Below are 17061 nucleotides of genomic sequence, written 5' to 3' on the forward strand. Positions count from 1 at the left end.
TGCTATGAATCCTCGCTGACGCGAAGCGGCGCGCGGCTCTGCTCGTTGTTCAAATGGACGAACTTGCGCAACAGGCGCATCAGTTCCTGCGAATCGTCGTCGCCCATCCCGTCGAAGAGGCCGGCGCGCAGTTCCTGCACCGACGGAATCAGATGCGTGAGCAGTTCGGCGCCCGCCGGCGTCAACAGCAGGCGCCGCTGACGCCGCGGCAGCACTTCGCGGACGATCAATCCCTTCGCTTCGAGCCGGACCGCGAGATCGGCAGTGGTCGACGTGTCGAGCGCCACCCGCTGCGCGAGCGTCACCTGATCGAGCCCCGGACACTCGTACAGCATCCGCAGCACCGCGTACTGCACGGGCGTCACGTCCCGGCCCAGCTTCTCGTAGAACATCGCAACCGCGATCTGGTGTGCGCGCCGGATCAGGTGCCCGGGTTCGTCGTACAGATCGAGCGGGAAAGCCGGCAGGCCGGCGGGATTCGTTTTTTCCATGAATGAGTCGATGACATAGGCGGCGCGCGCCGTTGCGCACACCGACGGCATGGCGCCGTCTCGCGCCAGTTCCCGGGAAAACCAGTATACCGCTCGCCTTGCTCCCGCCAATCTCGATGAGTACACTGAATCTCATTCAGTACACGGAATGACGAATTGTCGCGTAACGGCGGCACCGCCCTGAAGGAGACGACGAACGTGTTTCTCAAGAACGCTTGGTATGTGGCCTGCACGCCCGATGAAATCGACGGCAAGCCGCTGGGCCGCAAGATCTGCAACGAGGCGATGGTGTTTTACCGCGCGACGGACGGCCAGGTGGCCGCGCTCGAGGATTTCTGCCCGCACCGCGGCGCGCCGCTGTCGCTGGGATTCGTGCGCGACGGCGTGCTCGTGTGCGGCTATCACGGGCTGGAAATGGGTTGCAACGGCAAGGCGACCGGCATGCCGGGCCAGCGCGTCGGCGGTTTCCCGCCGATTCGCAGCTTCCCGGCGGTCGAGCGGTACGGCTTCGTGTGGGTCTGGCCAGGGGACGCGTCCGAAGCCGATCCCGCCAAACTGCCCGCGCTGGCATGGGCCGAAGATCCCGCCTGGGCGCACGGCGGCGGCCTGTATCACATTCGCTGCGACTACCGGCTGATGATCGACAACCTGATGGACCTCACGCACGAGACCTACGTGCATGCGACGAGCATCGGCCAGAAGGAAATCGACGAAGCGGCGCCGAAGACGACCAGCCACGGCGACGAAGTCGTCACGAGCCGCTTCATGGAGAACGTGATGCCGCCGTCGTTCTGGCGGATGGCGCTGCGCGGCAACGGGCTCGCCGACGACGTGCCGGTCGACCGCTGGCAGATCTGCCGCTTCACGCCGCCGAGCCACGTGATGATCGAAGTGGGCGTCGCGCATGCGGGCCACGGCGGCTACGACGCGCCTGCGGACAAGAAGGCGTCGTCGATCGTGGTCGATTTCATCACGCCCGAGACGGACACGTCGATCTGGTACTTCTGGGGGATGGCGCGCAACTTCCGGCCCGACGATCGCGCGCTGACCGCCGAGATCCGCGAAGGCCAGGGCAAGATCTTCGCGGAAGATCTCGAGATGCTCGAGCGACAGCAGCGCAATCTCGAACAGTGGCCCGAGCGCAAGCTCCTCAAGCTCAACATCGACGCCGGCGGCGTGCTGTCGCGCAAGGTGATCGACCGGCTGCTCGCCGCCGAAAACGCGGCGAGCCCGCAACGGCCCGTGATTCCGGTCGCGCCCGTCAAGGAGGCGTCATGAACGACGCGACATTGACGGTCCGGGTGGCCCGCAAATGGCAGGAAGCGCGCGACATCTGCGGCTTCGAACTGGTCAGCGACGACGGCTCGCCATTGCCGCGCTTCGACGCCGGCGCCCATATCGACGTGCATCTGCCGGGCGGGCTCGTGCGCCAGTATTCGCTGTGCAATCACCCGGAGCAACGCGATCGCTATCAGATCGCGGTGCTGCGCGATGCCGAAGGTCGCGGCGGATCGCGCGCGATTCACGACGAAGTCCGGCAAGGCGACACCGTGCGGATCGGCATGCCGCGCAATCAATTCCCGCTCGCATCCGACGCGACGCACCATCTGTTGCTCGCCGGCGGAATCGGTGTCACGCCGATTCTCAGCATGGCGGAACGGCTGTTCTCGTCCGGCACGCCGTTCGACATGCACTACTGCGCGCGCTCGGCCGATCGCATGGCCTTCGCCGAGCGGATCAATGGGGCCGGGTTTCGCGATCGCGCCCGCTTCCACGTCGACGACGGCGACCCCGCGCAACGTTTCGACCTGGCTTCCGTGCTCGCCGGCGCGCCCGACGGCACGCACCTGTACGTGTGCGGCCCGCGCGGCTTCATGGATGCAGTGCTGAACGCGGCACGCGAGCGCGGCTGGAGTGAAGCGCGACTGCATTACGAGTTCTTCGGCGGCGCGGTCGTGTCGTCCGGCGCCGATCGCGCATTCCAGGTGCGGATCGCGAGCAGCGGCAAGGTGATCGACGTGCCGGCCGACTGCACGGTCATCGCGGCGCTGGCGGCGAATGGCGTCGACGTGCTGACGTCGTGCGAGCAAGGCGTGTGCGGCACCTGCGTGACCCGCGTGCTCGAAGGCGAGCCCGATCATCGCGATGCATATCTGACCGACGACGAAAAGGCCGCCGGCGACCAGTTCATGCCGTGCTGCTCGCGGTCGCGAACCGAGCTGCTGGTACTCGATCTGTAGACCTGTAGATCGGTAGATGGACCGCCCGACACGCGGCGGCCAATCGCAATACTGGAACGATCAACGGCGCATCCTGGCCCGCCATCGATCAAGACACCTGAATTCCCGACCGATCAATGGCACTGCAACCCGGACCCGCTCGACCATCGCGCTCGGTGCGCGCCCATCGCTCGGCTCAATCGGCGAGCCGGCAATGCGACAGTTTCAACCCCGGCAGCACCGGCGCGTCGATATAGCCTTCGTTCACACAGCTGAACCGGAACGCCGCGGACGTGACGAACGGCTTGATCTCGCCGCCGGGAAATTTCGGCTTCAGCGCGCCTTGATCCGCCACGTCGAAATGCGTGTCGAACTGCTCGCCGTCGGCCGTCAGCGCACCGAAATACGTGCCGCCCGGGTCGCCGCCCATCCGGATCACGGCACCGACGAACGTGAGGCGCTTGCCGTCGTACTTCGTCTTCGCGGCGGCCATGTCCTGCGTATAGGCCTCGATCACGGCGCCGTAGTGCACGTCGATCGCGGGTTCGGCGTTCGAAGCCGCACAGGCGGCCTCGTGAACGCCCGACAGCAGCGCGCAGGCCGCAAGCGCGGCCGTCATGAACGGCGCGGAAATCTTCTTCAAGGGTGGTCTCCCGTCCAGCGTGGTGGTTGAAGTCATCGAAGCCCGGCGTGATGCCGGGTGAATGCGCTTGCGTCGCTTCAATCGTTCGAATGGCGGTACACGGCTGCGATCACTTCATCGCCCGCGTGGTCGTGCGCGATGCGTGGCGTCGCGCTGAACGCGACGTGACAGGAAGATGGCATGGTGCGGCCCCCGGCTCTCTCGTTGAATTTCACTGCGTCTGATTTTGGCCGCTACGGTAGCAGACTGCCGATGGCCCGGCAATCGAGCGGCGAGCGCTGCTCGGCCGCCTCATTACAATTGCAAACGATTCTCATTACAGATATCATGCGCGTCCTGGTCCAACGCAACGCCGCGGCCCGCAACATGATCCTCAGCATTCCTCTTCCTGCATCGATTCATGCCATTCCGTCGAACGCCCCGCCGTGCCCGGACCTTGCGTCCGTGGCGTACACGCCTGCCGGTCCTGCTCACCCTGTGCGCCGCGAGCGGCGCACAGGGGGCCGGCGCTGAACCCGTTGCGCCTGCAACCGCCGCTGCTGCGGCCGCCGAACACGAACTCCCGGCGATCAGCGTCAACGCGTCGGCTGCCATCGATCCGACGATCGGCTATCAGCCGCGCACGACGAGCATCGCGGGCGGCGACGAGCGAGCGCTGAAGGAGATCCCGCAATCGGTCGCGGTGGTCAGCAGCAGCGTGATGCAGGACCAGCAGGCGCGCTCGCTCGACGACGTGCTCGGCAACATCAGCGGCGTCACGCAAACCAACACGCTCGGCGGCACGCGCGACGCGTTCATCAAGCGCGGCTTCGGATCGAACAACGACGGCTCGGTGCTGGTCGACGGCGTGCGTACGCCGGTGCTGCACAGCTATCTCGCGACGATCGATCGCGTCGAAGTGCTGAAGGGCCCCGCTTCGCTGCTGTACGGGATGCAGGACCCGGGCGGCGTGATCAACCTCGTCACGCGCAAACCGGAAGACACGTTCGGCGGCTCGATCTCCGCGTCGCGCACGAACCACGGCGGCGGCAACGCGCAGTTCGATCTCACGGGGCCGCTCGGCAAGCCCGGGCAAGTCGCGGGCGGCACGCTCGCATTCCGGCTGACCGGCGAATACGACACGAGCCGCTACTGGCGCGGCTTCGGCCGCGAACGCAATGCGCTGATCGCGCCCGCGCTGTCGTGGCACGACGCGAACACGTCGATCGACGTCAGCTATCAGTACGTCGACTACACGACGCCGTTCGACCGCGGCACCGTGCTCGTGAACGGTCGCCCCGACGATGCGCTGCGCTATCGCCGCTACGAGGAAGCGTGGTCGCAAAGCACCGGCATCCAGGAAACGCTGCGTACGCGCATCGAGCACCGCTTCTCCGATGCATGGCGCGTGCGCGCGACCTACGGCTGGGGCCGCGACCGTTACGATCAGTTCATCACGCGCGCCACCGCGTTCAACAGCAGGACCGGCGCACTGACGCGCTCGTCCGATGCGAACCTCGGACGCAACGATTCCGATCAGATCGCGACGCTCGGCCTGCTCGGCAACGTGACGCTCGCGGGGATGCACCACGCGATCTACGTCGGCGGCGAATACGAGCGGCAGCGCAGCTTCCGCGGCGACACGATCCGCGGCAAGGCGACGACGGGCTTCAATCTCTACGATCCCGTGTACGGCCTGCTCGCGCCCGGCGGCATACCCAATACGAAGCAGAGCGATTCGCGCTCGGTCGTGCATGCGTATTCGACGATCGTGCAGGACTCGGTGAAGATCACCGAGCGCCTCACCGCGGTAGGCGGGCTGCGCTGGGAAAACTGGCAACAGGAATCGGGGATGGGCCGGCCGTTCGTGTTCGCCGACCGCTCGCGCGGCAGCGTCTGGCTGCCGCAGTTCGGGCTCGCGTATGCGCTCACGCCGGCGCTGACCGCGTACGCGAACGTGAGCCGCTCGTTCAAGCCGAACGTCGCGTCGAACGTCGCGGCGCCGCTCGCGCCGGAATACGGCCGCGTGCTCGAGGCCGGGTTCAAGTTCAGCCTGAAACCCGCGATCACGGGCACGCTGGCCGTGTACCAGATCGACAAGCGCAACGTCGCGGTCACGGTCGGCGAGATCACGTCGACGATCGGCACCGCGCGCTCGCGTGGGATCGAACTGGACGTCGCCGGGCAAATCACGCGCCACCTGAGCGTGATCGGCAGCTACGCGTATACGAACGCGAACGATCGCGACAGCAACACGCCGCTCGTCAACGTCGCGCGCCACACGGGCAGCCTGTTCGCGGTATACGACACGGCCATCGCGAACCTGCCCGGGCGCTGGCGCTTCGGCGGCGGCGCGCGGCTCGTCGGCGCCCGCTCCGGCGACACGGCGAACAGCTTCACGCTGCCCGGCTACGTGACCGTCGACGCGTTCGCGGCGTACGAAACGACGATCGGCAAGTTTCCGACCCGCTTCCAGCTCAACGTGAAGAACCTGCTCGACAAGACCTACTATCCGTCGAGCAACAACAACCTGATCGTCGCGGTCGGCGAGCCGCGGCTCGTCACGCTGACGACGACTGTTTCGTTCTGAGCCGGTGGCGGCCGGCGTGCGCGCCCTGCCGCCCCGTCACTCCACCCGGGACGGACAGACCCGATAGAACACGACGGCGCACAGCAACAGGAAGCCGGCGAGGATGTACATGCCGGTCCGGATACCCGCATAGCCGATGATCAGCGAGCCGAGTACGCCCGACAGGCTCCCGCACGAATTGATCAGCGCCAGGCCGGCGGCCGCTGCCGCGCCCGACAGCACGCGCCCCGGCAGCGTCCAGTAGATCGGCATCAGCGACAGGATGCCCGAGGTCGCGACCGTCAGCATGACCAATGAAAACCAGAAGCTGTCATGCGCATAGGTCGCGAGAAACAGGCCGATAGCGGCCAGCAGAACGGGCACCACGCCATGCCGGCGCAAGCGGCCGGATTTCTCCGCGCGCCTGGCGTTCACGTACATGCAGATCGCCGCGACGCCAAACGGAATCGCCGTCAACAATCCGACACCGAAGCTGTTCGCGATCCCGGCATCGTGAAAGAGCGTCGGCATCCAGAACGTCAGCCCATAGAATCCCGTGTTGAACAGGATCATCACCACGATCAGCGCATAGATTTTCGGGGATCGGAACGCGTCGGCCACGCGATGCGACTTGAGCGCGGCCTCCTTCGCGACATTCGACTCGATGATCCGCTTTTCGCTCGGCGTCAACCAGTCGACGTCGGCCGGCTTGTTCCGCAGCAACATCAGGATGACGATGCCCAGCACCACGGACGGCAGGCCTTCGATCAGGAACAGCCACTGCCATCCCTTGATGCCCGCCACGCCGCCCAGCGTGTCCATGATCGCGCCCGACAGCGGCGCACCGAACATCACCGCGATCGGCAGTGCCATCAGGAACAACGAATACATTCCGCTCTGGCGCCGCGCCGGCAGCCACGTATTGGTGTAGTACATCACGCCCGGCACGAAGCCGGCCTCGCAGACACCCAGCAGGAAGCGCAGCGAATAGAACGCGGTCGGGTTCTTCGAGAACACCATCAGGATCGACACGATCCCCCACGTGATCATGATCCGGGCGATCCACGCCCGTGCGCCGACCCGCCGGAGGACCAGGTTGCTCGGAATCTCGAACAGCATGTAGCCCCAGAAGAACACGCTGGCGCCGAGCGCGAACGACGTGTTCGTCAGGCCGAAATCGGCCGTCATCTGCAATTTCGCGAAACCGATGTTGACCCGGTCGAGATAGGACATGATGAACCCGATGAAGAACAGCGGGACGATCCTGTGTATCACCTTCCGGTACAACGCGTCTTCCTGCTCCATCTCGATGCCTGCGTCCAGCGCAAGCGCGACATCCGCCTTCATGATCAGTTCTCCAGATGAAAACACGATCTATCCCGCGATCGGACCGATCTTTGCGCCCATGCCTTCCGCATGTTGCGCGCGCCGGCCAGGGGCGCCTGCCGGCGCCGCGTCAGGAAGCGGACAGCGCGCCTGCCTGTGCGAGCGAGCACACCTCGGCCCAGATGCCGTCATCGACGGCAATGCCGTGCTGCTTCTGTTCGATGCGGGTCCGGAGCGCGCTCTGCCCGGGGTAGAGCACCTCGCCGCTGTCTTCCGCGTGCTCCGACCCATTCACGTAGTCGGCCACGCTATCGGCCACCGTGTTCGTGAACGCTTCGCCGCCGAGCTTGCGCGGGTCGATCAGGATGAAGATCTGCGAGCAGCCCGTACAGCTTCCCTGTTGCACGGCGTCGATTCCGTTCGTGGCGATCCCTTCCGACAACACGGCCGCCAGCACGTCGAGCAAGATCGCGAATCCCGATCCCTTCCAATAGCCCATCGGCAGAATCCGCATCGACGCTTCGATCGGACCGGGCTCGACGGTCAGCTTCCCCTCGCTGTCGAAGCCGGCGGGGAACGGCATGTTGTTTCCCTTGAGCCGGGTCGCTTGCAGTTTTCCGTACGAATACTGCGACATCGCCATGTCCAGCACGATATGGCCTTTCTCGCGCGGCACGGCCATCACGAACGGGTTGTTGCCGACGCGCGGATTCCTGCCGCCCCAGCCCGGCATGCACGATTCGGTGTTCGTCCAGCAGATCGCGATGTAGCCGCGATCCGCCGCATGCCAGCCATAGGTGCCGCCGCGCATCCAGTGGGTCGTATTGCGCAGCGCGACGATGCCGACGCCTTGCGCGTCGGCGATCTCCATCGCCCGCTCCGTCGCGGACAGCGCATTGAGAATGCCCGGGCCGCGATTACCGTCGAGAATCTCGATGGCGCCGAACTGCTTGACCGGCGCCGGTGCGCCCGCCAGGTTCACCCAGCCCTTCCTGACGTAGTCGACGAAGCGCGCGACACGATTGATGCCGTGGGAATTGACGCCGTCGCAAGTCGATTCGGCGTGGACCCGCGCGCAGATTCCGGCATCGCGTTCGTTCATGCCGGCATTCAAGAGTGCCAACTGAATGGCACCCTGCATTTCATCAAACGAAACTCGGGCCACGATGTCTGTCTCCTGATGTTTTATTGATTCCGTCTACCGACGGGCTGGCCGGTAACCGGTAACCGGCAGCCGGCATCAACCGCCCGCGAAGTCGAGCAGGATCTTGCAGCTTTCCGCGGGATTGCGCTCGGCCATCTCGAACGCCTGCGCGACGTCGCGAAAACTCACCTTGTGCGTGACGATGTGCTCGGGCTGGATCAGGCCGCGACCGATCCAGTCGATCACCTGCGGGAACATCGCGCAGTTGAGCCGCGACGCCGCGAGCGTCAGCTCCTTCTTCGTCAGCTCGGCCTGCACGATCGCGGACGGCTCCGACGAGAAGCCGAGCACGCCGATCCGGCCGGCCGGCGCGGCGATCTTCACGGCCTCCTCGAGAATCGACGGATGGCAGACCGCATCGAAGATCAGCGTCGGGCCGCCGTCGACGCCGCGCTTCTCCAGTGCATCGGGCAGCGACTCGACGCTCGTGTTGATGATCTCGTCCTCCGCCGCGCCGCACTTGCGCGCGAGCTGCAGCCGCGCGTCGAGCCGGTCGGTGATGAACGCGCGAATGCCGTACACGCGCTTGAGCACCTGCAGGATCGTCAGGCCGACGGTGCCGGCGCCGTAGATCAACGCGACATCGCCCGGCAGCACGCCGGTGCGCGACGTCGCGTTCGCGGCCACCGCGAACGGCTCGACGATCGCCGCACACGTATCGGCAATCTCGTCCGGAATCCGGTACGCGTTGCCGGCCGGCACGCACGTGTACTCGCTGAAGCCGCCGTCGCGATGCACGCCAAGCACGGTCAGGTGCCGGCATACGTTGCGGCGGCCGATGGTGCATGCGTGGCAATGCCCGCAGCTGATCACCGGATCGACCGCGACGATCTCGCCGAGCCGCGCGGCGTCGACGCCCGCGCCCACCGACTCGATCGTCCCGACGAATTCGTGGCCGATGATGCGCGGGTACGACACGAACGGGTTCTTGCCGTGAAAGATATGCAGGTCCGACCCGCAGATGCCCGCATAGCGGACCTTCACGCGCACTTCGCAGGCGGCGGGCGCGGGCAGCGGCACCTCGCGCACGCTCATGCTGTTCGGACGATCGACAACGACGCTCAACATTTCGGTTCTCTCCTTCGGATCTTCGTCGCTCACCAGCTCCACATCGAACCGTCGCGCAGCCGGGCGACCGGCAGGTACGCGCGCTCGTACGGATATTTCGCGGCCAGCGCCTCGTCGATGTCGACGCCGAGCCCCGGCACGTCGTCCATCACGAGATAGCCGTCCTCGAAGCGGTAGCTGTGCGGAAACACTTCGTCGGTCAGCGGGCTGTGCGGCATCAGTTCCTGGATGCCGAAGTTCGGCGCCCACAGCCCGAAGTTCACCGCCGCCGCCATGCAGACGGGCGACAGGTCGGTCGCGCCGTGAAAGCCCGTGCGCACCTGGTACATCGCCGCGTAGTCGGCAATGCGCCGCACGTGCGTGATCCCGCCCGCATGCACGATCGTCGCGCGGATGTAGTCGATCAACTGGTCGCGGATCAAATCCTTGCAATCCCAGATCGAGTTGAATACCTCGCCGACCGCGAGCGGCGTCGTCGTGTGCTGGCGAATCAGGCGGAACGCGTCCTGGTTCTCCGCGGGCGTCGCGTCCTCGAGCCAGAACAGCCGATGCGGTTCGAGATCGCGGCCGAGCCGCGCGGCCTCGATCGGCGTCAGCCGATGATGCGCGTCGTGCAGCAGGTGCGGCGCGTCGCCGACCGCGTCGCGCACCTTGCGGAACAGTTCCGGCGTGTGGCGCAGATAGAGCGCGGTGTCCCACGGCTCCTCGGGCGGCAGCCCCTTCTCGGCCGGCTCGTACGCGCCGGCCGTCTTGCCGACGCCGTACACCTTGTCGAGCCCCGGCACGCCCGACTGCACGCGAATCGCGCGAAAACCTTCCTCGATATGCGCGCGCACCGCGTCGACCGCTTCCTCGTGATCGCGCCCGTTCGCGTGGCCGTACACCATCAGCCCGTCGCGGCTCTTGCCGCCGAGCAACTGGTAGACGGGCATGCCGGCGAGCTTGCCCTTGATGTCCCACAGCGCCATGTCGATCGCGGCGATCGCCGTCATCGTCACGGGCCCGCGCCGCCAGTACGCGCCGCGATACAGGTATTGCCAGATGTCCTCGATGTTGCGCGGGTCGCGGCCGACGAGGCACGGGAACACGTGGTCTTCCAGATACGCGCGCACCGCGAGTTCGCGCCCGTTGAGCGTCGCGTCGCCGAGGCCGTAGACGCCTTCGTCGGTCACGATCTTCACCGTCACGAAGTTCCGGCCCGGACACGTGACGATGGTCTGCAAGCGTTCGATTTTCACTGCGCTCCTCCAGCGGGCGGTTCAGTCGACAAAGTAATGGGGCGCGCGGCTGCGCACTTCCGGCAGATGCGAGCCGATCCGGTCGACGTGCGTCGCGACCGCCGCGCCGAGGAGCGCCATGTTGCGCGACGCGATGTGCGCGAGGATCTGTTCGTGCTCCTGCAGCGCGCGGCGCGCGTGATCCTCGACGCGATCGAGCAGCAGCCAGCGCACGCGGTCGAACTGGCGCTTCATCGGCTGCAGCATTTCCCACACGTGCGGCCGGCCCGCGAACGCGAACATCCGGCCGTGCATCGCCTCGTCGAGATCGAAGAACGCTTCGACATCGCGCGCGGCCACGGCCGCGCGCTGCGCGTCGATGATCCGCGACAGCTCCGCGAGCTGCGCCGGCGTGATCTTCTGCGCGAGTTCGACGTGGTTCGCGCATTCGAGCGTGCTGCGCGCGAACCGCCCTTCCTCGAGGATCGACACCGGAATCGGCGCGACCAGCGTGCCGACCTTCCGGTAGATCTGCACGAGCCGCTCGTCGGCAAGCTGCGCGAACGCTTCGCGCACCGGCGTGCGGCTGACCTTGATCGTCGTGGAGATCACGGCCTCCGACAGCGCGGTACGCGGCGGCAGCGCGCCGCGCACGATCGCGTGGCGCAGCAGCGCGTGCACCTGCTCCGTATACGACCGGCTCTCGTCCAGCGAGAACCCTTGCAACGCCGTGACGACGACGTCCTCTTCTTCCAGTGCTGCCGTTTCGCTCATGGTTGCCGATTGATCCGACTTAATATCGATATCTACCATGGTACAGAAGGCGTGATATCCAGGCGATCTAGCGTTTACACCGATAACTTCCGCGTAAAAGTCGAAATAACCTGCACGCATCTCATCATCTACCATGGTACAAACCGTCGCCGATCGCCATGCCACCTGCTCCCGACTTCCTGCGCACCGCGCCGCCCGGCACGCGCCGCCCCGGTTATGACCGGCAGGCGGTTCGCACGGGGATCGTCCATCTCGGCCTCGGCGCGTTCCATCGCGCGCATCAGGCGCTCCATACGGAAACGGTGCTCGAACAGGGCGATCTCCGCTGGGGCATCGTGGGCGTCGAACTGCGGCGGCGCCATACCGTCGACCTGCTCGCCGCGCAGGATCACCTGTACACGGTGACCGAGCGCGACGGGGGCAGTGCGCGCACGCGCATCGTCGGCGCCGTGCACGGCGCGCTGTTCGCGCCCGAATCGCTGCCCGCGCTGCTGGCGCTGATCGCCGATCCGGCCGTGTCGATCGTCAGCCTGACCGTGACCGAGAAAGGCTATTGCCGACGCCCCGGCGGCGGGCTCGACGCCGACGATCCCGCCCTCCGGCAGGATCTCGCGACGCCCGACGCGCCGCGCACCGCGCTCGGCGTGATTGCGGCCGGCCTGCGCTTGCGACCGGCGAAGGCGCCGCTCACCGTCGTCTGCTGCGACAACATGACGTCGAACGGCGACACGCTGCGCGCGCTGCTGATCGACTACGCGGAACGCATCGACGGCGCGCTCGCGCGACGCATCCGAGACGACGTCGCGTTCCCGAACAGCATGGTCGACCGGATCGTGCCGGCTGCGACGCCCGAATCGCTCGACTGGGCGCATGCGCATCTCGGCGCGCGCGACGCGGCCGCGATCGTCTGCGAGCCGTTTTCGCAATGGGTGATCGAGGATCGTTTCGCCGGTCCGCGCCCGCGCTGGGAAGACGCCGGCGCGCACGTCGTCGCCGACGTGCGGCCGTATGAAACGATGAAGCTGCGGTTGCTGAACGGCTCGCATTCGGCCATTGCGTATGCGGGGCAACTGCGCGGGCGCGCGACCGTGTCCGATGCGATGGCCGATCCGGCGATCGCGGCGCTCGTCGACGGCGTGATGATGTGCGATCTGCTCGCGACCGTCGACGTGCCGTCCGGTTACGACGCGCACGGCTATTGCGCGACGCTCGTGCAGCGCTTCCGGAATCCGACGCTCGCGCATCGCACCGAACAGATCGCGATGGACGGCACGCAAAAGGTGCCGCTGCGCTGGCTGCCGGCGCTCGGCGAAAGCGCGGCGGCCGGCATCGAACGTCCGTATCTGGAGCGCGCGCTGGCGCTCTGGCTGCATTACCTCGCCACCGCGCACGACGAAGCGGGCCGGCCGCTGACGATCAGCGATCCGGGCGCGGCCGCGCTCGGCGCGACGCTGTCGGCGGCCGGCGATGCAACCGGCGCGGTTCGGGCCGCACTCGGCAGCGCCGTGCTCGCCGGTTCGGCGGCATGGCCGGACGCGTTGATCGCGCGCGTCGGCACGCATCTGGCGACGCTGCGCGCGCACGGCACCGACGCTTTGCTCGCGCCGTTGCACGCGCGCTGAACGACCGCCCACCCGGTTCGCCGCAACCCGCGCGAACCGCGCAATACCCCTGCTCGCCGAGGTCCGTGCCGACGCGGCGATCGATCGACAAGACATGACGGCCGGCCCACCGGCACGAAGGAGACGGACATGAAGCAGAAGTCGCAGGCGTGGTTCACGGTGTTCCTGCTGTTCCTGGTGTATGGCATCAACTACCTCGACCGCGTCGCGCTGTCGATCGTCGCCCCGATCGTGCAGACCGATCTCGGCATCGACGCCGCGCAGATGGGCCTCGTGTTCAGCACGTTCTTCATCGGCTACGCGCTGTTCAATTTCATCGGCGGGCTCGCATCCGACCGGCTCGGGCCGAAGCTCGTGTACGTGCTGTCGGTCGGGCTGTGGTCGGTGTTCTGCGGGATGACCGCGCTCACCGTCGGCTTCGTGAGCCTGCTGATCGTGCGGCTGCTGTTCGGCATGGCCGAAGGGCCGCTGTGCTCGGCCGCGAACAAGATGGTCAACAACTGGCTGCCGCGCGACGGCGCCGCGACCGCGATGGGGCTGCTCAGTGCGGGCTCGCCGCTCGGCGGCGCGATCGCCGGGCCGATCGTCGGCCTGCTGGCCGCGCAGTTCGGCTGGCGGCCGGCATTCTGGATCGTCTGCGCGATCGGGCTCGCGTGGGTCGTCGTCTGGATGATGTCGACGTCCGACCGTCCGGCGACGCCGATCAACGATGCAGCGGGCGCGGGCGCGCCGATCCACGCAGCCGCGCCCGCCGGCACGACGACGCCCGCGCATACGCTGTCGCACTACGTGCGCCAGCCGCGCATCCTCGCGACCGCCGCCGCGTTCTTCAGCTACAACTACGTGCTGTTCTTCTTCCTCAGCTGGTTCCCGAGCTACCTCGTGCGCGCGCACCATCTGAACATCAAGGAAATGAGCGTCGCCACCGTCGTGCCCTGGCTCGTCGGCACGGTCGGCCTCGCGTGCGGCGGCGCGATCTCGGATGCGCTCTACCGGCTCACCGGCAACCTGCTGCTGTCGCGCCGGATCGTGCTCGTGACCTGCCTGCTCGGCGCCGGCGCGTGCGTGGCGGTGGCCGGCGCCGTGCAGTCGACGCAAGGCGCGGTCGCGCTGATGTCCGTGTCGCTGTTCTTCCTGTACGTGACGGGCGCGATCTACTGGGCGATCGTGCAGGACGTCGTGCATCCGGCCCGCGTCGGCGGCGTCAGCGGCTTCCTGCATTGCATGGGCAGCCTGTCGGGCGTGATCGGCCCGGCCGTCACCGGCCTCATCGTCGAACGCAGCGGCTCGTTCGCGTCCGCGTTCGTGCTGGCCGGTGTGATCGCACTCACGGGCGCGGGGCTGGCCGGCGTGTTCGTGCGCAATGCGCGGCCGTCGGAAGTCCTGCGCGAACACACCGCGCACTGACGCCGCCGGGCGGCGGCTTGCCGCGCGACGCCGCCCTCGCCACGCTCGAAACGTATGCGTACTGGCTTGCAAAGGGCGCGCCGGTCGGCACGAAGCTGTCGGGCCACGGGTTCCTGCCCGACTCGATGTACGGGCGCAGCGTGAACGGCCGCGTGCGCGGCGCGCCATGACGCGCGGCCGGTGCGGCCGGCGCCCTCACGGGCGCCAGCGATACACGACGATGCTCGACCCGTTGTAGTTGTCCTTCGTGATCACGTATTCGCCGGTCGAGCGCAGGTACGCACGGACGCCGTACATCGAGTCGACGTCGTTGCCGACGTCCATCGCCGCCGTGTTCGAGTTCGTCAGCGTGGTGACGAGCGCGCCGGTGTTCAGATCGAATATGTCGATGTTCGGCACCGTGTGCACGTAGCCGACGAACAGGTAGTGGCCGGCCGCCGCGATCGATTTCGGGTTCGCGCTCGTCAGGTTGATCACCGGGTTCGGCGTGCTCGTGTTGCCGTTCTTCCAACCCCGATAGACCTCGATGTGCCCGTTCATCGCGGTCCAGTCCCAGTTGCCCGCGAGGCCCTGCGCGAGGATCATCGTGTCGCTGTCGGCCTGGTAGATGATGCGCGTCACGGGCGCCACGCTGCTCGGCACGGCCGTCGTCACCGGCTTGCCCCACGACGGCTTGCCGGTCGCGTCGAAGCCCGTCATCGGGTAGCGCGTGATCACGTTGGAGCCGTTCAGTCCGGCCCACACGTCGCCGTTGCCGTCGATGTCGAAACCGGCCGTCACCTGCAGCGTCGTGTTGAACGGCTTGCCGGGCAGCGAGCCGGCCGGAATCGCGATATAGCCGCTCGCCGTGTTGAAGTAATAGAAATTGAAGTTGCCCGGATTCTGGCCCGACGCGACCAGGATCCGGTTGCCGCCGACCGTCACGAGCTGGCCGAAGTGCTGGCCGCGCTGATAGTCGTTCATGTCGAGGCGCGGGTCCTTCGGATACGTGAACGGGTCGACCGTGTTCGCGACGAACGTGCCGCCCGCGGTGCCCGTATAGACGTTGTTGCCGCTGAAGAACAACGTGCCGTCGGTCGCGGGGTCGGGCGCGGCGATTCCCTCGAAGTTCAGCGCCTGCAGCTTCCATTGCAGCGTGCCGATCGGGCTGTACGAATGCAGATCGGTGCTGCCGTTGCGGCCGAGATCCCAGCCACCGCCCCATGCGTTGTTCAGTACGTACAGGTTGCCGGCGGCATCCTTGCCGAGCGCCGCGACGCGCGTGAAGCGCTTGTCGCCGACCTGCCCCTTGATGCCCGTCGTCGTGTCGAGATAGCCGCCCTGCACGCCGAACGTGCCGATCTGCACCGGTAGCCCAGGCAGCCCGCCGTACACCTTGATGTTCATGTCGGGCCCTTCGTCACCCACCATCAACTGGCCCATCGACGCATCGAAGTACAGCGACGCCGGCCGCGCGCCGGCCGCCATCTGCAGCGTGTTCATCGCCGCGCCGGTCGCGCTGAATTGCGCGACGACGCCCGCGCTCTTGCGCGCCACCCACAGGTTGCCGGCCGCGTCGAGCGCCAGCGCGCCGGGGCCCGTGACGCCGATGTCACGCTGCCACACGCCGTCGGTCGTATAGACGCGCACGCGGTTGCCGTAGAAGTCGCTCACGTACAGCAGATTGCCGCCCGTCGCGAGGCCCGTGATCACGTCCGCATACTGGATGCCCGTCCACGTGCTGACCGGAATGCGCAGGTCGCGCTGGTTCGTGCTTCGGTTGTAGCGGCCCACCGAGCCGCTGCCGAACGTGCGGTTGTAGCCGAGCGCGACGAACAGCGACGTCGAATTGCCGGTGATCGCGCCGCCCTGGAATTCGTCGTGGATGCCGATCGTGCCGAGCGGCTGGCCGTTCTGGTAGATCGCGACGCCGCCCGCGTTCTCGTCCCAGCGCGACGCCGTGTAGATCACGCCTTCGGGCGCGACCCACATCGAGCGCGCGCCGTTGCCGACGTGCGAGGCCAGCGTGCCGTACGTGTTGGCGAGCCAGTCGGTCGAGTATTGCGCCTGCGCATGGCTGGCCGGCGCCAGCAGCGCCATGCACATTCCCAGCAACGCCGCGCGGATTTGTTTCATTGACATGAATAATGCTCCCAGACGAACAATGGTCGACACTGTAAATCGCGGCGCATGAAATATTGGTGATTCCGGCAATGCGCGTTCGCCGTTACCCCGAATTATTCACTCCGCGCCTTTTGCCGTCCGGCGCTTTTTCGTCAACGATCGAAAAATCCGCGAACCCCTCGCCACGACGGCCTGCCAGCCGTGCCGCCTCGGCGCGTTTCCCGGCATTTTCTTCCGGGTCATCGAATGCAAATGCGTCATTTTTTCTGATATGACCGCATTGCCTTTTCATTCGCCGGAAATCGTTCCAATTATTACAAATCGAAATTTAAATGAAAGAGAAAAAATATTATCCGGCGCGATCGGCTTTTTGCGATTTCGCGCACGGCTGGGAAAGCGGGGAAAAGGAGAATGAGGCGGAAACCGCGCGCCGGCCGTA

At 66.6% G+C, this 17061-nt stretch carries 15 protein-coding genes; 6 read left to right on the top strand and 9 right to left on the bottom strand.

Annotated elements, in window-relative coordinates; translation table 11 throughout:
- Positions 1-2 precede the first annotated feature (2 nt).
- Positions 3-491 (bottom strand): MarR family winged helix-turn-helix transcriptional regulator, encoded by a 489-nt coding sequence (locus tag C4B30_RS29550; RefSeq protein WP_027781437.1) that lies wholly within the window; start codon positions 489-491, stop codon positions 3-5.
- Positions 492-689: 198 nt separating this feature from the next.
- Here C4B30_RS29550 and C4B30_RS29555 point away from each other — a divergent pair, with 198 nt between their 5' ends.
- Positions 690-1769: an aromatic ring-hydroxylating dioxygenase subunit alpha gene (locus C4B30_RS29555; RefSeq protein ID WP_105133376.1), complete on the top strand. Its 1080-nt coding sequence runs from the start codon at positions 690-692 to the stop codon at positions 1767-1769.
- Positions 1766-2731, top strand: coding sequence for a PDR/VanB family oxidoreductase (locus tag C4B30_RS29560; protein ID WP_105133353.1), 966 nt, complete (start codon positions 1766-1768; stop codon positions 2729-2731). Before C4B30_RS29555 ends, C4B30_RS29560 begins: the two co-directional genes overlap by 4 nt.
- Positions 2732-2906: 175 nt before the next feature.
- Here the strand turns inward: C4B30_RS29560 and C4B30_RS29565 are convergent, their stop codons facing one another.
- The gene (locus tag C4B30_RS29565) at positions 2907-3353 is read right to left on the bottom strand and encodes a hypothetical protein (RefSeq protein WP_105133354.1); all 447 of its coding nucleotides are present in this window, start codon (positions 3351-3353) and stop codon (positions 2907-2909) included.
- 400 nt (positions 3354-3753) lie between these two features.
- On the opposite strand from C4B30_RS29565, the gene C4B30_RS29570 reads away from it, so the two are divergent.
- Positions 3754-5922 (top strand): TonB-dependent siderophore receptor, encoded by a 2169-nt coding sequence (locus C4B30_RS29570; protein ID WP_105133355.1) that lies wholly within the window; start codon positions 3754-3756, stop codon positions 5920-5922.
- Positions 5923-5958: 36 nt separating this feature from the next.
- Here C4B30_RS29570 and C4B30_RS29575 read toward each other — a convergent pair whose 3' ends face one another.
- The 5 genes from C4B30_RS29575 to C4B30_RS29595 form a co-directional block, all read right to left on the bottom strand.
- The gene (locus tag C4B30_RS29575) at positions 5959-7248 is read right to left on the bottom strand and encodes an MFS transporter (RefSeq protein WP_027781442.1); all 1290 of its coding nucleotides are present in this window, start codon (positions 7246-7248) and stop codon (positions 5959-5961) included.
- Between the two features lie 109 nt (positions 7249-7357).
- Positions 7358-8392, bottom strand: a complete 1035-nt coding sequence (gene yiaK, locus C4B30_RS29580) for a 3-dehydro-L-gulonate 2-dehydrogenase (RefSeq protein WP_105133356.1) — start codon at positions 8390-8392, stop codon at positions 7358-7360.
- Between the two features lie 75 nt (positions 8393-8467).
- Entirely contained in the window at positions 8468-9499 is a 1032-nt protein-coding gene (locus C4B30_RS29585) for a Zn-dependent oxidoreductase (RefSeq protein ID WP_105133377.1), read from the bottom strand.
- A gap of 29 nt (positions 9500-9528) precedes the next feature.
- Complete coding sequence (manD, locus tag C4B30_RS29590; RefSeq protein WP_105133357.1) at positions 9529-10737, bottom strand: D-mannonate dehydratase ManD; 1209 nt, start codon at positions 10735-10737, stop codon at positions 9529-9531.
- Between the two features lie 21 nt (positions 10738-10758).
- Entirely contained in the window at positions 10759-11490 is a 732-nt protein-coding gene (locus C4B30_RS29595; protein ID WP_105133358.1) for a GntR family transcriptional regulator, read from the bottom strand.
- A gap of 158 nt (positions 11491-11648) precedes the next feature.
- Between C4B30_RS29595 and C4B30_RS29600 the strand changes: the two genes are divergently transcribed.
- The 3 genes from C4B30_RS29600 (at position 11649) to C4B30_RS35445 (ending at position 14689) form a co-directional block, all read left to right on the top strand.
- A complete protein-coding gene (locus C4B30_RS29600; RefSeq protein ID WP_105133359.1) occupies positions 11649-13112 on the top strand; it encodes a mannitol dehydrogenase family protein in 1464 nt (487 codons plus the stop codon).
- Between the two features lie 129 nt (positions 13113-13241).
- The gene (locus C4B30_RS29605) at positions 13242-14519 is read left to right on the top strand and encodes an MFS transporter (RefSeq protein ID WP_105133360.1); all 1278 of its coding nucleotides are present in this window, start codon (positions 13242-13244) and stop codon (positions 14517-14519) included.
- A 17-nt stretch (positions 14520-14536) separates the two neighbouring features.
- Positions 14537-14689 carry a hypothetical protein gene (locus C4B30_RS35445; protein ID WP_158683548.1) on the top strand — a complete coding sequence of 51 codons (153 nt, stop codon included), beginning with the start codon at positions 14537-14539 and terminating at the stop codon, positions 14687-14689.
- Between the two features lie 25 nt (positions 14690-14714).
- Here C4B30_RS35445 and C4B30_RS29610 read toward each other — a convergent pair whose 3' ends face one another.
- Both C4B30_RS29610 and C4B30_RS35730 read right to left on the bottom strand, forming a co-directional pair.
- Positions 14715-16640 carry an SMP-30/gluconolaconase/LRE-like region family protein gene (locus C4B30_RS29610; RefSeq protein WP_105133361.1) on the bottom strand — a complete coding sequence of 642 codons (1926 nt, stop codon included), beginning with the start codon at positions 16638-16640 and terminating at the stop codon, positions 14715-14717.
- Between the two features lie 85 nt (positions 16641-16725).
- Entirely contained in the window at positions 16726-16914 is a 189-nt protein-coding gene (locus C4B30_RS35730; RefSeq protein ID WP_199779097.1) for a hypothetical protein, read from the bottom strand.
- Positions 16915-17061 lie beyond the last annotated feature (147 nt).

It is taken from the genome of Burkholderia sp. BE12, assembly GCF_002959955.1.
Lineage (GTDB): Bacteria > Pseudomonadota > Gammaproteobacteria > Burkholderiales > Burkholderiaceae > Burkholderia.